Source organism: Streptomyces sp. NPDC007856 (assembly GCF_042868225.1).
In the GTDB taxonomy this organism is placed as follows: Bacteria; Actinomycetota; Actinomycetes; order Streptomycetales; family Streptomycetaceae; genus Streptomyces.
The window spans coordinates 154,969-173,045 of sequence record NZ_JBIAEC010000018.1; the positions used below are offsets into that span (position 1 = coordinate 154,969).

Annotated in this window: 17 protein-coding genes; 9 read left to right on the plus strand and 8 right to left on the minus strand. The window is 72.9% G+C overall.

Annotated features, from left to right (window positions below; all coding sequences use genetic code 11):
* Positions 1 to 9: 9 nt before the first annotated feature.
* Complete coding sequence (locus ACFYOH_RS35220) at positions 10 to 1,365, plus strand: SGNH/GDSL hydrolase family protein (protein ID WP_388634357.1); 1,356 nt, start codon at positions 10 to 12, stop codon at positions 1,363 to 1,365.
* Here the strand turns inward: ACFYOH_RS35220 and ACFYOH_RS35225 are convergent.
* From ACFYOH_RS35225 to ACFYOH_RS35235, 3 genes are read right to left on the minus strand one after another with little or no spacing between them, the layout of a single operon-like run.
* Positions 1,286 to 1,639, minus strand: a complete 354-nt coding sequence (locus ACFYOH_RS35225) for a UBP-type zinc finger domain-containing protein (protein WP_388634360.1) — start codon at positions 1,637 to 1,639, stop codon at positions 1,286 to 1,288. The genes ACFYOH_RS35220 and ACFYOH_RS35225 overlap by 80 nt on opposite strands.
* Positions 1,636 to 3,096: an ATP-binding protein gene (locus ACFYOH_RS35230; RefSeq protein ID WP_388634362.1), complete on the minus strand. Its 1,461-nt coding sequence runs from the start codon at positions 3,094 to 3,096 to the stop codon at positions 1,636 to 1,638. The genes ACFYOH_RS35225 and ACFYOH_RS35230 overlap by 4 nt, the downstream gene beginning before the upstream one ends.
* Before the next feature lie 16 nt (positions 3,097 to 3,112).
* Positions 3,113 to 4,789: an FAD-dependent oxidoreductase gene (locus ACFYOH_RS35235; protein WP_388634364.1), complete on the minus strand. Its 1,677-nt coding sequence runs from the start codon at positions 4,787 to 4,789 to the stop codon at positions 3,113 to 3,115.
* Positions 4,790 to 5,027: 238 nt separating this feature from the next.
* Between ACFYOH_RS35235 and ACFYOH_RS35240 the strand changes: the two genes are divergently transcribed.
* Positions 5,028 to 5,894: a universal stress protein gene (locus tag ACFYOH_RS35240; protein ID WP_388634366.1), complete on the plus strand. Its 867-nt coding sequence runs from the start codon at positions 5,028 to 5,030 to the stop codon at positions 5,892 to 5,894.
* Between the two features lies 1 nt (position 5,895).
* Here ACFYOH_RS35240 and ACFYOH_RS35245 read toward each other — a convergent pair whose 3' ends face one another.
* The 3 genes from ACFYOH_RS35245 to ACFYOH_RS35255 form a co-directional block, all read right to left on the minus strand.
* Positions 5,896 to 7,131, minus strand: coding sequence for a DUF4032 domain-containing protein (locus ACFYOH_RS35245; RefSeq protein ID WP_388634369.1), 1,236 nt, complete (start codon positions 7,129 to 7,131; stop codon positions 5,896 to 5,898).
* Between the two features lie 31 nt (positions 7,132 to 7,162).
* A complete protein-coding gene (locus ACFYOH_RS35250; RefSeq protein ID WP_388634372.1) occupies positions 7,163 to 7,909 on the minus strand; it encodes an MBL fold metallo-hydrolase in 747 nt (248 codons plus the stop codon).
* A 78-nt stretch (positions 7,910 to 7,987) separates the two neighbouring features.
* A complete protein-coding gene (locus tag ACFYOH_RS35255; RefSeq protein WP_388634374.1) occupies positions 7,988 to 8,617 on the minus strand; it encodes an alpha-ketoglutarate-dependent dioxygenase AlkB in 630 nt (209 codons plus the stop codon).
* Positions 8,618 to 8,721: 104 nt separating this feature from the next.
* On the opposite strand from ACFYOH_RS35255, the gene ACFYOH_RS35260 reads away from it, so the two are divergent.
* Both ACFYOH_RS35260 and ACFYOH_RS35265 read left to right on the plus strand, forming a co-directional pair.
* Positions 8,722 to 9,393, plus strand: a complete 672-nt coding sequence (locus ACFYOH_RS35260) for a TetR/AcrR family transcriptional regulator (protein WP_388634377.1) — start codon at positions 8,722 to 8,724, stop codon at positions 9,391 to 9,393.
* A gap of 56 nt (positions 9,394 to 9,449) precedes the next feature.
* Positions 9,450 to 11,123: an FAD-binding dehydrogenase gene (locus ACFYOH_RS35265; RefSeq protein WP_388634379.1), complete on the plus strand. Its 1,674-nt coding sequence runs from the start codon at positions 9,450 to 9,452 to the stop codon at positions 11,121 to 11,123.
* A 2-nt stretch (positions 11,124 to 11,125) separates the two neighbouring features.
* On the opposite strand, the gene ACFYOH_RS35270 is transcribed toward ACFYOH_RS35265, so the two are convergent.
* A complete protein-coding gene (locus ACFYOH_RS35270) occupies positions 11,126 to 11,473 on the minus strand; it encodes a DUF488 domain-containing protein (protein WP_388634382.1) in 348 nt (115 codons plus the stop codon).
* A 159-nt stretch (positions 11,474 to 11,632) separates the two neighbouring features.
* On the opposite strand from ACFYOH_RS35270, the gene ACFYOH_RS35275 reads away from it, so the two are divergent.
* The 5 genes from ACFYOH_RS35275 (at position 11,633) to ACFYOH_RS35295 (ending at position 17,507) form a co-directional block, all read left to right on the plus strand.
* Entirely contained in the window at positions 11,633 to 13,042 is a 1,410-nt protein-coding gene (locus ACFYOH_RS35275; protein ID WP_388634384.1) for a M1 family metallopeptidase, read from the plus strand.
* Positions 13,043 to 13,084: 42 nt separating this feature from the next.
* Positions 13,085 to 13,834: a L,D-transpeptidase family protein gene (locus ACFYOH_RS35280; protein WP_388634387.1), complete on the plus strand. Its 750-nt coding sequence runs from the start codon at positions 13,085 to 13,087 to the stop codon at positions 13,832 to 13,834.
* A gap of 11 nt (positions 13,835 to 13,845) precedes the next feature.
* Positions 13,846 to 14,550, plus strand: coding sequence for a response regulator (locus ACFYOH_RS35285; protein ID WP_388634389.1), 705 nt, complete (start codon positions 13,846 to 13,848; stop codon positions 14,548 to 14,550).
* A 603-nt stretch (positions 14,551 to 15,153) separates the two neighbouring features.
* A complete protein-coding gene (locus ACFYOH_RS35290) occupies positions 15,154 to 16,989 on the plus strand; it encodes a sensor histidine kinase (RefSeq protein WP_388634438.1) in 1,836 nt (611 codons plus the stop codon).
* Positions 16,990 to 17,057: 68 nt separating this feature from the next.
* Complete coding sequence (locus tag ACFYOH_RS35295; RefSeq protein WP_388634392.1) at positions 17,058 to 17,507, plus strand: DUF6098 family protein; 450 nt, start codon at positions 17,058 to 17,060, stop codon at positions 17,505 to 17,507.
* Positions 17,508 to 17,530: 23 nt separating this feature from the next.
* Here the strand turns inward: ACFYOH_RS35295 and ACFYOH_RS35300 are convergent, their stop codons facing one another.
* Entirely contained in the window at positions 17,531 to 17,782 is a 252-nt protein-coding gene (locus tag ACFYOH_RS35300) for a WhiB family transcriptional regulator (protein ID WP_388634394.1), read from the minus strand.
* Positions 17,783 to 18,077: the final 295 nt, after the last annotated feature.

Below are 18,077 nucleotides of genomic sequence, written 5' to 3' on the forward strand. Positions count from 1 at the left end.
CCTCGCGCGATGACCGGCCGGTTCGGACGCGTCCGCCGCGTCGCCGCCGTCCTGCTCATGGCCGTCGTCTGCCAGTCCGCGCCCGGCCGGGCGGCCGCTCTGCCCGCGTCCGCCGAGCATGCCTCAGGGGTCGTCACCTGGGCGGCGAGCGCCGACCGCCTGGGCGAGGGCACCGCCGGACAGGACTACCGGATGATCGTGCGCACCAGCGTCGGCGGCGACGATCTGCGCGTCCGCCTGAGCAACGCCTTCGGTGACCGGGCGCTGACCGTGGACGGCGTCTACGCCGGAGTGCGCGGCGAGGGAGCCGCCCTGCGGCCGGGCAGCAACCGCCGGCTGACCTTCGGCGGCGCCCGTACGGTCGTCGTCCCGGCCGGTGCCACCGCCTGGAGCGATCCGCGGCCAGGCCGGCTGCGCCCCGGCACCGATCTGGTGGTCAGCCTGCACACCCCGGCCGCGGCAGGACCGGCGACCGGCCACTGGCTGGCGATGCAGACCTCCTACACCGGCCAGGGCGACCACACCGCCGAGGAGAGCGCGACCGACTGGACGCAGACCACCGGATCCTGGTGGTACCTCGACGCCGTGTCCGTACGTCCGTCCCGCGGTGCCGGCGCGGCCGTGGTCGCGCTCGGCGACTCCCTCACCGACGGCTGGCACTCCACCGTGGACCTGGACCGCCGCTGGCCCGACTACCTGGCGCGGCGCCTGAACACCGCCCGCGCGGCCGTCCGGGGCGTCGCCGACGAAGGCGTCTCGGGCAACCAGGTGCTCGCCGACGGCGCCGGGCAGAGCGCGCTGCACCGGCTGGACCGGGACGTGCTGTCCCTGCCCGGAGTGCGCACCGTCTTCCTCTTCGAGGGCGTGAACGACCTCAAGGCGCACACCGGCGTCACCGCGCAGGACCTGATCGCCGGGTACCGGAAGATCGCCGAGCGGGTGCACGCGGCGGGGAAGTGCGTGGTCACCGCGACCATCGGCCCCTTCGAAGGCTGGCCCGAATGGGACCCGGCCGCCGAGGCCGTACGCCGGGAGGTGAACCGGTTCATCCGCACCAGCGGGGTGTTCGACGCGGTCAGCGACTTCGACCGCGCCCTGCGCGGCCCCCACGACTCCGCACGGCTGCTGCCGTTCCTCGACGGCGGTGACCACCTCCACCCCGACGACAACGGCATGCGGGCGCTGGCCGACGCCGTCGACCCCGGCAGCCTCGACTGCCCCCGCTCACCGGCGCTCCGGCCGGCTCATCGCGCCCGACTGGAACGCCCCGAGGGGGCGGGGGCACTCAACCCCGCAGTATCTCCGCCCAGTTCTCCGGCACCCGCCCGGCAGGACCCGGCACCGGCTGTTCGGCGGGGTGACTGACGGGCGGGGCCAGCTGCGGACCCGAGGCGTACATCTCGTCCGTCGCGTAGTCCCAGAACCACTCCTCGCCCGGCTCGAAGCTCCGGATCACCGGATGCCCCGTGGCGTGGTAATGCGCGGTGGCATGCTTCGCGGGGGAGTCGTCGCAGCAGCCGATGTGCCCGCACTGCGCGCACCGGCGCAGATGGAACCACCAGCCGCCGGCCTCCTCGCACTCCACGCATCCCGGACCGCTGGGCGGGACGCCCGGGTCGACTCCGTCGACAGTGGTCATGCGATTTCCTCCACTTCCTCCGCCGGCGTCTCGGCGGTCAGCGGCAGCAGCACCTGGAAGCGGGTGTCGCCGGGCACCGACTCCACGCGCAGGCTGCCGTGGTGCTTGTTGACGACGATCCGCCAGGAGATGTCCAGGCCCAGCCCGGTTCCCTCGCCGACCGGTTTGGTGGTGAAGAACGGGTCGAAGATCCGGTCCTTGATCTCGGGCGGGACACCGGGCCCGGTGTCCTGGAACTCCACCAGCAGCCGCTCGTGGTCGAGCGCGGTCCGCACGGTCAACCTGCCCGTGCCGCCCGCGCTGTTGATGGCCGACACCGCGTTGTCGATCAGGTTGGTCCACACCTGGTTCAGCTCCGCCGGATAGGCGGGCACCGGCGGGAGCGTGCGGTCGTACTCCTTCACGACCTCGACACCGGGGCCGATCTTGCCGGACAGCATCAGCAGGGTGCTGTCGAGGAGTTCGTGCACGTCCACCACGCGGTAGGGCGCCCGGTCCAGCTGCGAGTACTGCTTGGCCGCGTCGACGAGATGCGAGATCCGGGTGGTGGAGTCCTCGATCTCGTTCATCAACAGTTCGGTCTCGATGGTGTAGTTGAGCCAGCCGATCGCACCGGCCAGGATTTCTTCGTCCACGGCCGCCGCTACCTGCTCCAGCCAGTCGACGTCGAGGCCGGCCTGCACGAAGGTGGGCGCCACCTGCCAGCCGGAGTCGATGCCGTGGTCGTCCAGCCAGTCGCTGAGCAGGTCCTCCCGGTCGGCGGTCTCCATCGGACCGAGCACGGGGGCCTTGGCGACCCGTTCGGCGGTGCGCTCCTGGATCTCGATCAGGCTCGCCAACACGTCACGGGAGAAGGGGCCTTCGGCGATCACGGCGAGCTTGCGGCGCATCTTCGCCACCCGTTCGCGGAGCGTGGCCGTCGCCCGTACGGCCGCCGCGGCGGGGTTGTTCAGCTCGTGCGTGAGCCCCGCCGACAGCGAACCCAGCGCCAGCAGCCGCTCCTGCTGCCCGACCGCCGCCTGGGTGCGCTTCGCCCCGAAGAACAGGCCCTCCAGCAGATGCACGGCCATCGGGAACCACTCGGTCATGACGTCCGCGAAGATGTCCGCCGGCAGCACGAAGAACCGCGACGGTTCCGTCACCCGCATCGAGTTGGTGTAGGCCTGCCGCACCCGGTCGCCGAGATAGGCCTGCATCGCGCCCGCGTACACCCCGCGCTGCGAGGTGCGGCTGACCTCCACATCGTCGCCACCGACCCGGCGGGAGAGCACCGCCGTGCCCTCGATCATCACGAAGAAGCAGGTGGCCGGGTCGCCTTCGGTGTACACCGGACCGGGCTGGAACAGCTCGATCCGCCCCTCGGCGCACAACCGGCCCAACTGTTCGGGACTCAGCTTCTCGAAGAGGAACAGCGAGCCGATCTCCTTGGGATTGCACGGCATGATCTGCCCGCTCATGACTGCTCCAGATCGTTCATGACTGTTCCAGATACCGGTGGACGAGCATCACGGCCATGGCCCCCTCGCCGACGGCGGACGCGACCCGCTTGGCGGACTCGGCACGGGCGTCACCCGCCACGAAGACGCCGGGCACACTGGTCTCCAGGTGGTACGGCGGCCGGTCCAGCTCCCAGCCGGCCGGCGGCCGCCCGTCGGCGGTCAGATCGGGCCCGGCCAGGATGAACCCGCGCTCGTCGCGCAGCACCGCGTCGCCCAGCCAGTCGGTCAGCGGGGCGGCGCCGATGAACACGAACATCCAGTGCGCGTCGACCCGTTCGGTCTCCCCGGTCACGGTGTCACGCAGCGTCAGCTGCTCCAGGCGGTCCGCGCCGTGCGCCGCGTCCACCACGGTGTGCGGGCGCACCGAGATGTTCGGCGCCTCGTTGATCTGCTGGATCAGGTAGTGCGACATGGAGGCCGACAGGTCGGGTCCGCGCACCAGCAGCGTCACCGACTTCGCGCCCCGGGAGAGATACATCGCGGCCTGGCCCGCCGAGTTGGCGCCGCCGACGATGTAGATGTCCTGCCCCTGGCAGGAGGCGGCCTCGGTCAGCGCCGAACCGTAGAACACCCCGCAGCCGGTCAGGTCCACGCAGCCGACGGCCTCCAGCTGCCGGTACTGGACGCCGGTCGCGAGGATCACGCTGTGCGCGGCGATCGCCGTGCCGTCCGCGAACCGTACGACCCGGGCGGCGCCGTTGACCTCCAGTCCGGTCACCTCGCGGGTGGTGAGGATCTCCGCGCCGAACTTGGCCGCCTGCCGGCGCGCCCGGTCGGTGAGCTGGGCGCCGGAGACACCGTCGGGGAACCCCAGGTAGTTCTCGATCCGGGAGCTCTGCCCGGCCTGCCCGCCGGTCGCCGACCGCTCCACCAGCACGGTCCTGAGCCCCTCGGAGGCTCCGTACACGGCCGCACCGAGCCCGGCCGGCCCGCCGCCGATCACGATCAGGTCGTAGAAGTCGGCCGTCGGCATGGTCGCCAGTCCCACCCGCGCGGCCAGTTCCGGCGCCTCCGGCTCGACCAGCGTGGTGCCGTCCGGCGTGATCACCAGCGGCAGCCGCCGCCCGTCCTGCCCGGCGGCCGCGAGCAGCCGCTGCCCCTCGGGTTCCTCCACCGAGTACCAGCGGTACGGCACCTGGTTGCGGGCGAGGAACTCGCGCACGTCCGACGACCGCGCCGACCAGCGGTGCCCGACGACCTTGGTGCTGGGCACGGGCCGGTAGGCGCTGGTGCGCCAGGCCTGCAGCAGGTCGTCCAGGACCGGGTAGAGCTTCTCCTCCGGCGGGTCCCAGGGCTTGAGCAGATAGTGGTCCAGATCGACCACGTTGATCGCGTCGATCGCCGCGTTGGTGTCCGCGTACGCGGTCAGCAGCACCCGGCGCGCACCCGGGTACACGTCCAGCGCCAGTTCCAGGAACTCGATGCCGTTCATCTGCGGCATGCGGTAGTCGGCCAGGATCACCGCCACCAGGTCGCCGCGCAGCTTCAGCTCGCGCAGGGCCTGGAGCGCGGACTCGCCGGACTCCGCGCGCACGATCCGGTACGACTCGCCGTAGCGCCGCCGCAGATCGCGGGCGACGGCACGGGAGACCCCCGGGTCGTCGTCCACGGTCAGGATGACGGTCCGCGCTGCGTCGGCGGCCTGTGCCATACGTCTCCCCACCCCGGGCGTCGGTTCCACGGCACGGCGTCGTGGGGACCACCGCACCGGTTCGCAGCCATCGTATGTTCGATCCCGCCCGCTCGCCCTGGGATACGTCGGGCAGTGCGCGCAGACCGGCCCGGGGGATCGCCGACGGCTCGTGGAGGAGGTCGTCGTGCGCGTGCGCGACCGTGACCGATAGTGGGCATCAGCACCACGAGAGCGGCGACGACGAGGAGGCCCACGCATGACACGCCCGATCACGGCAGGGGTGGACGGCACCGAGGAGAGCCTGGCCGCGCTGGACTGGGCGGGCCGGGAGGCCGTACGCCGTGGGCTGCCGCTGCGCGTGGTGCACGCCTGGCGGTATGCCGAGTCGCTCGCCACCGCCGACCGGAACACCCAGCACGGATGGGTGTCGGAAGGGGTGGCGGAGGCCGTGCGGGCCGTCGCCGAGCGGCATCCGGAGCTGGACGTGAGCGTCGACGTGGTAGAGGGCGAGCCCGTGCACGCGCTGGCCCGTGCCGCGGCGGACGCGCAGATGCTGGTGCTGGGCTCGCGCGGGCAGGGGCCCGTCCTCGGTTTCCTGCTGGGCTCGGTCGGCCAGCAGGTGATCGCCGAGGCGACCCGGCCGGTGGTCCTGGTGCGCGCCGGGGACCGGCCGGCGGCCGAGGCCGCCGGGCGGGACGTCGTCGTCGGCCAGCACGGCAACCCGGAGGACAGCGCGGCCACCCTGCGGTTCGCGTTCGAGACGGCGGCGGCCCGCGGCGCGGCCGTCCGGGCCGTCCGGGCGTGGACCCTGCCACCGGTCTTCGCCTACAGCCCCGGCTCGCTCAAGCTCCTCGACGACGCGGGCGGCCTCGAACCCTACGAGAAGCAGGCCCTGACGGAGGCGCTCGGGCCGTGGCGGGAGCGGTTCCCCGAGGTGCCCGTGGCCGAGCAGGTCGAGATGGGCAGCGCGGGCCAAGTGCTGCTGTCGGTGGCCGGCCGGGCCCAGCTGATGGTCGTCGGGCGCCGGGCGCACCGTACGGCCGTGGGCGCCCGGATCGGCTCGGTCGCGCACGGGATGCTGCACCACGCCGAGTGCCCGGTCGCCGTGGTCCCGCACGAGTGAGCTACTCGGCCTCGGTCGGCTCCAGGCCGGCCCGCGCCGTGGGCAGGACGTTCTCGATGTAGTCCTTGACGGCCGTGTCGAGGCCTATGTCGTGCTGGGCGCGCTCGGACAGGTACCAGCGGTGTTCGAGGAGTTCGTGGTAGATCTCGGCCGGGTCCATCGAGCCACGCAGCTGAAGCGGTACGGCCCGCACGGTGGGCCGGAACACGTCCCGCACCCAGCGGTGGGCCAGCACCTCCGGGCGGGCGGCGAGGGGGTCGCCCGGGGCGTAGTCGTCCTGGGTGGCCATCCAGCTCTCCAGGTCGTTCAGCAGCCGCCGCGCCTGGTTCTCCTCCGTGTCCAGGCCGGTCAGCCGCAACAGCTGCCGTTGGTGGTGTCCGGCGTCGACGACCTTCGGCACGAAGGTGACCGTGTCGCCGTTCGAGGAGTGCTCGATCTGCATCTCGGCCACGTCGAAACCGAGGTCGTTCAGCCGGCGGATCCGGCGTTCGATGTAGTGGTACTTGCCCGCCGGGTACACCGAGGTGCGGGTCAGCTCCTGCCACAGGCCCTGGTACCGGGTGCAGATCTCGTGCCCGAACTCCACCGGGTCCACGGACGGGTGCAGCGCACCGGACGCCTCCAGGTCCAGCAGTTCCCCGCTGATGTTCACCCGGGCCAGATCAAGGTCGTACTCCCGCTGCCCCGGGCTCAGCCGCGGGTGCAGGTCGCCGGTCTCGGCGTCGACCAGATAGGCGGCGTAGGCGCCCGCGTCCCGCCGGAACAGGGTGTTGGACAGCGAGCAGTCGCCCCAGGCGAACCCGGCCAGGTGCAGCCGGACCAGCAGGACGGCGAGGGCGTCCATCAGCCGGTGCATGGTCGCTGGGCGCATGGTCGTCTCGAACATCGAGCGGTACGGCATCGAGCCGCGCAGATGCCGGGTGATCAGCACCGGCTCCAGCGGGGCGCCCGAGCGGTCGGTGCGGCCGGTGACCACGGCGAGGGGGTCGACGGCGGGGATGCCGAGCCGGTCCAGGTCGCGCAGCAGCTGGTACTCGCGCAGTGCGGGGCGCTCGGCGAGCTCCTTGACGGCGATCACCTCGTCGCCGGCGTGCGCGTACCGCACGACGTGCCGGGAGATGCCCCTCGGGAGCGGCACGAGGTACTCCTCGGGCCACTCCTCCAGGGGCACGTCCCAGGGCAGGGCGAGCAGGAGCGCGGGGTGCTCCGGGTTCGTGGCGCTGATCTGCAAGGCCATGGCACGAACCCTAAGGCCCCGTGCGGGTGTTCTAGGAGGCCCGGTCCCGGGCCTGCTCGGCCGCCGCGCGCACCGAACCCCGGTGGACCGGCCCGTGGCCCGGCAGCAGGGTGTCGCCGTCCAGCGCGCCGATCGTCTCCAGGGAGGCCACGACCCCGGCCCGCTCGTGGTGGAAGAAGTCGAGCAGGATCTGCGGCCCCTTGACCCGCGAGGTCGCATGGCCGCTGACCAGGGCGTCGCCGGAGATGACGATGCCCGCGTCGGGGAGGTGGTAGACGCAGTGGCCGCCGGTGTGGCCCGGGGTGTGCACGGGCACGGGGCGGCCGGGCAGGTCCAGCGGCCCCTCGCCGGGGAACGGCTCGGGAGCGGTGACGGGGTTGTGGTCGGTGCCTCCGACGCGGATCACATGGGCCGCCCAGGGCAGGACGCCCGGCCGCCAGGCGTTGCGCACCACGTCGCCGATGGCGGCCTGCTGCAGGAAGTCCCGTCGCGCGTGCGGCACTTCGGCCGGGTGCAGATACACGGGGGTGCCATGGGTGGCGCGCAGGTACTCGGCCGAGCCCAGATGGTCGTTGTGCGCGTGGGTGATCAGCACGGCGGCGACCGCCTCCGGTGAACTGCCCACCTCGGCGAGGGATTCGAGGACTCCCTGGCGGTCTCCCGGATAGCCGGTGTCCACCAGGGTGACGGCGTCCCCGTCCTTCAGGATCACCCAGTTGACGTGGTTGCCGTGCACCAGATGGATGCCGTCGGCGACTTGGTGTACCTCTGCCCGCATGATCTCCCCGAACCCTGTGCGGCTGACCGTCCGGGACAGCCAACCAGATGTGCCGGTGCCCCGCACCTGCGGGGCGCGTCACTGCACGCCGTGCGGCCGGAACTGGATGCTGATGCGCGGCCCCGCGGCCCGGGCGGTCTTCGGCACGCAGTGCTCCCAGGTCCGCTGGCAGGAGCCGCCCATCACGATCAGGTCGCCGTGACCGAGCGGCCGCCGCAGCGTCGTGCCGCCGCCGCCCGCCGGACGCAGCAGCAGGTCCCGGGGCGCGCCCACCGAGAGAATCGCGACCATGGTGTCCTCGCGGGCACCCCGCCCGATCCGGTCCCCGTGCCAGGCCACGCTGTCCCGGCCGTCCCGGTAGAAGCACAGCCCGGCGGTCGTGAACGGCTCGCCCAGCTCCTCGGCGTAGTGCTGGGACACGGCGTCACGGGCCTCGTCCAGCACCGGATGGGGGAGCGGGTCGTGCGCCGCGTAGAAGGCCAGCAGGCGCGGCACGGCCACCACGTTGTCGTACATCTTGCGGCGCTCCGCGCGCCATGGCACGTCCGCCGCCAGCTTCTCGAACAGGGCGTCGGCCCCGCGCAGCCAGCCCGGCAGGACGTCGATCCAGGCGCCGGCGCCCAGCTCGGTGCGGCGCAGCCCGTCCAGCGGTCCGAGCCGCGGCTCGTCGGTCTGGTCGAACAGGGAGCCCTGGAGTTGCGTGGACATGAACCCAGCGTACTCCTTAATCGAAAACATGTTCCCTTGCGCTTGCCTGAGGGCATCCGGCTGCGTCACGCCCCTTTCGATACACCGGTGTATCCGATACGTTCATGTATCGAACTTCGGAGGTGGCTGCTGCCATGGAGGAGACGGCCAAGCGCGTCACCCGGCGCCGGGTCCGCACCCGGGCCAGGCTGCTGCAGGCCGCGTTCGAGGTGTTCGCCGCCAAGGGCTTCGGGCGGGTCTCCATCGAGGAGGTCTGCGCGGCGGCGGGCTTCAGCCGTGGCGCCTTCTACTCGAACTTCGCCACGCTGGACGAGATGTTCTTCGCGCTCTACCAGGAGCGCGCCGAGCTCATCGCCTCCCAGGTGACCGAGGCGCTCTCCCAGGACGGGCCCGGACTCGACGTGCCGACGGCCGTCGACCGTGTCACCGAGGTACTGCTGCTCGACGTGGACTGGCTGCTGGTCAAGACCGACTTCCTGGTGCACGCCGCCCGCGACCCCGAGACCGCCCGGGCCCTCCTCGACCACCGCGCCCGGCTCCGCGAGGCGGTCGCCGACCGGCTCTTCCGGGCCCGCGGCAACACCGAACTGCCCGCCGTGCTCGGCGACGTGGACGGCGCCGCGCACGCGGTGGTCGCCGCGTACGACGGCGTCACCGTCCAGCTGCTGCTGGACAAGGACGTCGAGGCCGCCCGGGCCTGGCTCAAACAGCTCATCACCGCCCTGCTCACGGACGGCAGCACCCCGCACGGCCCCGGCGCGGCCACCCCCGCATGACCCCGCACCGGCCCGCACGACCCCGCAAGAGGATCTCCAGGAAGGAAACAGTCACGATGGACGCGGACGTCATCGTCGTCGGAGCGGGCCTCGCCGGCCTGGTCGCGGCGCATGAACTCACCGGCCGGGGCCGCCGGGTGGCCCTGGTCGACCAGGAGAACGCGAACAACCTCGGCGGACAGGCGTTCTGGTCCTTCGGCGGGCTCTTCCTCGTCGGCTCGCCGGAGCAGCGCCGCCTCGGCATCAAGGACTCCTTCGACCTCGCCTGGAACGACTGGCAGGGCAGCGCGCAGTTCGACCGGCTCGACGACGAGGACTCCTGGGCGGTGCGCTGGGCCCGCGCCTATGTCGAGTTCGCGGCCGGCGAGAAGCGGTCCTGGCTCAAGGGACACGGCATCGAGCTGCTGCCGACCGTCGGCTGGGCCGAGCGCGGCGACCTCAGGGCGACAGGGCACGGCAACTCGGTACCCCGCTTTCACATAGCCTGGGGCACCGGCACCGGCGTGGTCGAGCCGTTCGTGAAGTACGCCCGCCAGGCCGCCCGGGACGGACTGCTGACCTTCCACCACCGCCACCGGGTCGACGAGCTGGTCATCGCGGACGGCACCGCGCGCGGAGTGCGGGGCACCGTCCTGGCCGAGGACCGCTCGCCGCGCGGAGTCGCCTCCAACCGCGACCGCGCCGGCGACTTCGAACTCACCGCCCAGGCGGTCGTCGTCACCACCGGTGGCATCGGCGCCGACCACGACATCGTCCGCCGCTACTGGCCCGCCCGGCTCGGCACCCCGCCGGCCGAGATGGTCACCGGCGTCCCGGCCTACGTCGACGGCCGGATGCTCGACATCAGCGCCGAGGCCGGTGTCCGGCTGGTGAACCGGGACCGCATGTGGCACTACACCGAGGGCCTGCAGAACTGGGACCCGATCTGGCCCGGTCACGGCATCCGCATCCTGCCCGGCCCGTCCTCCATCTGGCTGGACGCCATCGGCCGCCGGCTGCCCGACCCCTGCCTGCCGGGCTACGACACCCTCAGCACCCTCAAGTACCTGCGCACCACCGAGGACATCGCCGGGTACGACCACTCGTGGTTCATCCTCACCCGGAAGATCATCGAGAAGGAGTTCGCGCTCTCCGGCTCCGAACAGAACCCCGACATCACCGCCAAGGACCGCAGGGGCGTCCTGCGCGACCGGCTGGTCGGCAAGGGCGCGCCCGCACCGGTCAAGGCCTTCCTCGACAAGGGCGCGGACTTCGTGACCGCGGGCAACCTGGAGCAGCTGGTCGGGAAGATGAACGCGCTGACCGACAAGCCGCTGCTGGACGCGGCCGAGGTGCGCCGCCAGATCGAGGCCCGGGACCTGCAGATGGCCAACCCCTACAGCAAGGACTCCCAGATCCAGGGCATCCGCAACGCCCGCCGCTACATCGGGGACCGGCTGGGCCGGGTCGCCGCCCCGCACCGCATCCTCGACCCCGCCGCGGGCCCCCTCATCGGCGTCCGGCTGCATGTGCTGACCCGCAAGACCCTCGGCGGCATCCAGACCGACCTCGACTCCCGCGCCCTGGCCGCCGACGGTACGCCGATCGAGGGGCTGTACGCGGCGGGCGAGGTGGCGGGCTTCGGCGGTGGCGGGGTGCACGGCTACAACGCGCTGGAGGGCACCTTCCTCGGCGGCTGCCTGTTCTCCGGCCGGGCCGCGGGCCGGCACGCGGCCGAGCACACCGGCTGACGTCAGCCCTTCAGCAGCTCCAGCAGGACCTGCGCGTGGCTCTGCTCCGGCGTCTTGGACGCGGTCAGCAGGGTCACGCGCTTGCCGCGGGCCGCCTTGCGCAGGCCGTCGAAAAGCTCGGCGGCCTCCGGAGCGTCGAGCTCCGTCTCGTAGCGGCCCCTGAACTCCTCGTAGGAGCCGCCCCCGTGGAACCACTTGCGCAGTTCGTCGGACGGCGTGAGCGCCTTCGGCCACTCGTCCACCCGGGCCGCGTCCTTGGCCAGGCCGCGCGGCCACAGCCGGTCGACCAGGACGCGCAGGCCGTCGTCGGCCTCGGGCGGGTCATAGATGCGGCGCACACGCACGCTCACGGTCGGGCCCCTCTCGGGTCGCGGACGGTCCAGCGAGCGTACTGCGGCTGCCCGCGACCACCCGGTCACGACGCGGGGCGAGATGACCTGAACAAGACAGTAACCGGGCGCTCGCCACCCCTACTCTGTATCACCCGCCACTTCCTCCAGGAGCCGCATGTGACGCCACCCGGCAGACAGCACCTCCGACGCCCTACCGCGGTCCTCGCCACCGTCCCCGTCGCCCTCGCGGCACTCGTCGGCGCCGCCGGACCCACGGCGCCGGGAACGGCCGGCGCCCCCGGCGTGGGCGACCCCTACTTCCCGCTCAGCGGCAACGGCGGCTTCCACGTCCGGCACTACGACCTCACGCTCCGATACGACACCTCCTCCCGGCATCTCGACGGCAGGGCCGTCCTCGACGCCCGCGCCACCCAGCACCTCAGCCGCTTCGACCTCGACCTGAAGGGCCTGAAGGTCAGCGGCGTCACCGTCGACGGCACGCCCGCGGCGTTCCGGCGCGACGGCCAGGAACTCGTCGTCACACCGCGCCACACCCTGCCCGCAGGCCGGGGGTTCCGGGTCACCGTCAGCTACGACGGCACCCCGAGACCGGTCACCGACCCCGACGGCAGCGCGGACGGCTGGATACCCACCGACGACGGCGCCTTCGTCGCCGGCGAGCCCCAGGGCGCGATGACCTGGTTCCCCGCGAACAGCCACCCCAAGGACAAGTCGTCGTACGACATCACCGTCACCGTCCCCCAGGGGCGCACGGCCGTCTCCAACGGCATGCTGCTCGGACAGCGCACCGAGCACGGCCGGACGACCTTCCACTGGCGCGAGACCCGGCCGATGGCCGCCTACCTGGCCACCGTCACCGTCGGGGCCTTCAAGGTCGAGCAGTACACCACCCACGACGGCCTCCGCGTGTACAACGCCGTCGACCCGCGCGAGGCGAACGCGGCCGCACCGGTGCTGAGGAAGCTGCCGTCCGTACTCGCCTGGGAGAGCAAGCTGTTCGGGCCGTACCCGTTCCGCTCCGCCGGTGCGATCGTCGACCACGCCCCGGCCGTCGGCTACGCCCTGGAGACCCAGACCCGGCCGCTCTACGACTCCGCGCCCGACATCGGCACCCTCGTCCACGAGAGCGCCCACCAGTGGTTCGGCGATTCCGTCTCGCTGACGGCCTGGAAGGACATCTGGCTCAACGAGGGCTTCGCCACCTACGCCGAGTGGCTGTACACCGAGCAGCACGGCGGCGACAGCGCCCAGAAGACCTTCGACGCCCTCTACGCCCGCCCGGCGAGCGACCACCTGTGGGCCTTTCCGCCCGGCGACCCGGGCAGCGGCAAGAACATCTTCGACACGCCCGTCTACGCCCGCGGCGCCATGACCCTGCACGAACTGCGCAAGGCCGTCGGCGACCGGGACTTCTTCCGCATCCTGCGCGCCTGGTCGGCCGCACACCGCGACGGCCATGGCACGACGGCCCAGTTCACACAGCTGGCGGAGCGGATCTCGGGGAAGCGTCTGGACGGGCCGTTCCACACCTGGCTGTTCACGAAGGGCAAGCCGAACAGCGCCTGAACCCTTACCGGTTCCAAACATGTGTCGGCCAGAGTCGACACCATGATCCATCGCAGAACCGCCGTCGCCGTCCTCGCCTCCCCGCTGCTGCTCACCGGCTGCGGCGGCGGAGCCGAGGCGACCGAGCGCCGGACATCCCTCACCGACCCGGCACCCACCGCCGCGCCCACCCCCGCGGTCCAGGCGGAGCAGGCGCGCCAGGGCATACCAGGTCTCGGCCCTGCCAGGTCGGCGGCCGTACCCGACCGCTGCGAGCAGGCCGTCGTGGTCACCGGGCGCGGCAAGGACTCCCCGCTCTGCACGGTCGTCCTGCACCAGCGCACCGCCGCCGGCTGGCAGTCCGGCCCCGTCTGGCCCGGCCACAACGCCCTGCGCGGCTGGAGCGCCCACCACGTGCTGGGCGACCTGCGCTCCCCGCTCGGCGTCTACACCCTTTCCGACGCCGGCGGCCTGCTCGCGGACCCCGGCAGCAAGCTCCCGTACCATCGGTCCGGCGGTTTCCACTCGCCGGGTACCGGCTTCGAGGGCGAACCGCTCGAAGGCTGCTTCGACTACGTCATCGCGATCGACTACAACCGCGAGCCCGGCACCTCCCCGCTCGACTGGACCCGGCCGCTCGGCCCGAAGCGCGGCGGCGGAGTGTGGCTGCACGTCGACCACGGCGGACCCACCCACGGCTGTGTCAGCCTCGCCAAGGCCCACATGAGGGAACTGCTGCGCACCCTCGACCCGGAACGGCATCCGGTCGTCGTCATGGGGTACGCCGACTGGCTCGCCGCCTCGGCCGCCTAGGATCCGAACTCGTGTGCGCACATGTACTGGTCGCCGAGGACGACGAGAAGCAGGCCGAACTGATCCGCCGCTCCCTGCTGGCCGAGGGACACTCCGCCACGGTGGTGCACGACGGCGCCGCCGCGCTGGAGGCGGCCCGCAGTCTCCGGCCCGACCTCGTCGTCCTGGACCTGATGCTCCCGGTCCTCGACGGCTTCGCCGTGTGCCGGGCGCTGCGCGGCGGCGCGGACCCGGAGATACCGGTGGTCATGCTCACCGCCCGCGCCGCCGAGGACGATCTGCTGCTCGGCCTCGAACTGGGCGCCGACGACTACATGACCAAGCCGTACAGCCCGCGCGAGCTGATGGCCCGGATCCGTACGGTGCTCAGGCGCAGCGGGCGCGGCGTCGCCACCCGGGACGAGGACCCCGTGGTCCGGGCGGGCGGGATCAGCGTCGATCCCGTACGGCACGAGGTGCGCTGCGACGGTGCGACGGTGGACTGCACGCCCGCCGAGTTCCAGATCCTGCTGGCCATGGCCGCGGAACCGGAACGGGTGTTCACCCGGCGGCAGTTGCTGCAGTGCACCCGCGGCTTCGACCGGGCCTCCACCGAGCGGGCCGTCGACGTGCACATCATGAACCTGCGCCGCAAGATCGAGACCGATCCGCGCCACCCGGTACGGCTGCTGACCGTGTTCGGCGTCGGCTACAAGCTGAGCGGCACCCGGCCGTGAGGCGTGGGCGCGGCGTCGGCGTGGCGTGGGTCGGCCGGAGTGGGGTGAGAGGCGCGCGTGCGGCGTGCGCCGAGTGGGCGGTGTCCCTGAGACTTACGGAGGCTTCGAGAAGGGCGGAGACGCGTGAGGCGCCGGCAGGTCCGGGCTCGAGCGGTGCCGTGGGATGTCGGTGGGCCCGAGTTGGGCGGAGGCTTGTGAGGTGTCGGCTGGTCCGGGTTGGGTGGCGGCGCCGTGGGATGTCGGTGGGCCCGAGTTGGGCGGAGGCTTGTGAGATGTCGGCTGGTCCGGGTTGGGTGGCGGCCCCGAGCTGGGCGGAGGTTCGTGAGGCGTCGGCAGGCAGGGGATGGGTGGCGGCGTCGTGAGATGTCGGTGGGGCCGGGAGGGGTGGCGGCCCCGAGCCGGGCGGAGGTTCGTGAGGCGTCGGCAGGCAGGGGATGGGTGGCGGCGTCGTGAGATGTCGGTGGGGCCGGGAGGGGTGGGGGTGCCCGTGAGATACCGGCAGGTTCGAGACGGGCGGAGGCATCCGTGAGGCGCCGACCGCTGCGGGTCCGGCCCGGCGCGCCCGTACAGCCAGGGCAGGGCGGCGGGGGCCCGCAGGCGCCGGTGAGGCGGTGGATCCCGCTGCGCAAGCGGCTTCTCGTCCGGCTGCTGTCCGTCTCCGCCCTGATCGCGGTCTGCTCGGTGGCCGCCACCGCCTGGCTCGCGGTGACCACCACCACCAGCGCCCTGAAGGAGGAGCAGGGCCAGGACCTCGCGGCCGACAACCGCATCCTGGCCCGGCTCAGCGGGTACGCCGCCACCCACTCCGACTGGACGGACGTCCGCCGCACCGTCCGGCAGCTGGCCGCCGAGACCGGACGCCGGATCGCGCTCACCACCGCCGACCGCACCCTCGTCGCCGACTCCGCGCCCCGCGGCACCCCGCTGCCGCCCCGGCCCGCCGCCACCGTCGACCCGCTGCGCACCGACACCTACAGCGAGACCGGCGCCCAGCTCAGCGGCATCGACCCGCGAGTGGTCGGCCCCTACCTGCTCCCGGCGAAGGAACGCGCGAATCTGGACGCGCTGGCCGCCAAGCGCAGGCAGTGCTACGAGCGTTACGGCCTCCAGCCCGGCATGGTCCGCACGGTGAGCGGGCGGCCCGTCGTCACCCTCCCGGACGGCACCGACCCGGCCGGCTACGGCGCGGCGGTGTGCGAGGACGGGCTGCTCAACACGCCCACACCGACGGAGCGCAAGGCCCTGGCCGACCTCACCGACCTCGCCCGGCCGTGTCTGAAACAGGCCGGCCTGGACCTCGGCGGGCAGCTCTTCCTCACCTACGACCCCAGCGGCAAGGACCCTTTCGGCGGCGGCTACCTGGTCGCCAAGTACGCCAGGGCGGGCAAGGCGGCGACGGCGCGGGCGGCCCAGCACTGCATCCTGACCGCCCGGCGCACCCAACTGGAGCCCTATGTCGCCCCGGTGGCCGACCTGTTCCTCGGCATCGGCGACCAGAACCCCTCCCGCTTCGACATGTCCCCGGCCAACAAGGCCAAGGTGATCGGCGCCGCCGGACTGGTCCTCGCCGTCACCGTCGCCGTCACCGCCCTCGTCGCCGTCCGGCTGGTACGGCCGCTGCGCGCGCTGACCGAGGCCGCCCAGCAGCCGCCCGACCTGCACGTGCGGGTGCCGGTGACGACCCGGGACGAGACCGGCATCCTCGCCGAGGCCTTCAACGACCTGACCGAGCGCCGCGCCCGCCTGGAGGCCCAGCGCAAGGCGATGGTCAGCGACATCGCGCACGAGCTGCGCAGCCCGCTCACCAACATCCGCGGCTGGCTGGAGGTCGTCCGCGACGGAGTCGTCGAGCCCGACCCGCCCCTGCTGGACTCGCTGCACGAGGAGGCGCTCGTCCTCCAGCGGATCATCGACGACCTCCAGGATCTCGCCGCCGCCGACGCCGGCACCCTGCGGCTGCACCGCGAGCCGCTGCGGGCCGGCGAGCTGCTGGACCAGGTGGCCGCCGCCCACCGGGTCGCAGCCGGAGCCGCCGGGGTCGCCCTGCGCACCGAGGCCGACGCCGGCGCCTGGCTCGACGCCGACCCGGTGCGGATGCGGCAGGCTCTCGGGAACCTGGTCTCCAACGCGCTGCGGCACACCCCCGCCGACGGCACGGTCACGCTCGCCGCCCGCCGGGACGGCGCGGACGTCGTGCTGACCGTGACCGACACCGGCACGGGCATCGCGCCCGAGGACCTGCCGCACGTCTTCGACCGGTTCTGGCGCGCCGAGAAGTCCCGCAGCCGCCGTACCGGTGGCAGCGGCCTGGGCCTGCCGATCGTGCGTCACCTGCTCGCCGCCCACGAAGGCACGGCCGAGGCCGCGAGCGAGCCCCGCGGGGGCGCGGTCTTCACCCTGCGGCTGCCCGCGGCCGGCCCACCCGCGGACCCCACCTGATCGTCTCCGATTCCCCGCGCGCACCAGGGGTACTCCGGTCGCGCGGCGCAGTCGAAGGAGATCAGGCCATGAGCACACCGGAGGACCTGCCGGTCGTGTCCACGCTCGCCGAGCTGGCCCGCCTGGTGGACGAGCAGCAGGGCCTGTACGTCCGCTGGTCCCTGGGGCCCGGCACCGACCTCGCCGAGGTCTCCAGCACCGACGATCTCACCGGCGTACCCATGCCCGGGCTGTCCGCCAGTCCGCTCGACGTCGAACGCTGGTGGGCGGACCGGTCGGTGGAGCTGTGGGTGGCCCGCCGTCTCTACGACTACGCGCACCTGCCGCACGACAAGGGGCCCGGTGTACGTCCCTGGGTCCTGCGGGGCCGGGAGGCCGGCCGGGGCCCCGACAACGAGCCGCTCGTCACCGATGCCGAGCCGCTGTGCTGGATCGCGGACGAGGTGATCGACGCGGCGAAGGAGCAGGTGGCCTGGCAGGAACGGGAGTGGGGCACGCTGCGCCGCGGTGGCCGCTGAGGCCCGGACCGCGCACGCCGGGGTCAGCCGGAGCGCGGCCGGGAGCGGACCGGGCGGTGCAGGGCCCGGCGCTCCGACTCGGTCGTCCCGCCCCAGATGCCGATGCCCTGGCCGGTTCCCAGCGCCCAGTCCAGGCACTCCTCCCGGACGGGGCACCGGCCGCAGACCGCCTTGGCGTGCTGGGTCTGCACCTGCGCCGGACCGGTGGTGCCGATGGGGAAGAACAGGTCGGGATCCTCGCGACGGCACGCGGCATGGTCGCGCCAGTTGTCCATGGAAGTCTCCTGGATCCGATCGAAGTCGTCCGTGCCTGTCGAATGCGTACTGCGGCTTCGGGTGACCGGTCGGGGCGGTGTGAAACGGCGTGTGCGACAGGGGGATCGTGCGACGACCGCGATCCGGCCACGGGCGCGCGTACGGTCCGCGGCGAGCCGTGCGCGCTCAACGGGCCGGGAACGGGGCGGACGGACCACCGGGCCGTGGGCACCCGTGCCCGACCGGGCACCGGGGGCGCGGAGTTGGGGGCGGGAACCGGCCGGGACCGCCGTCCGCCGCGCCGCCGCCCGACCA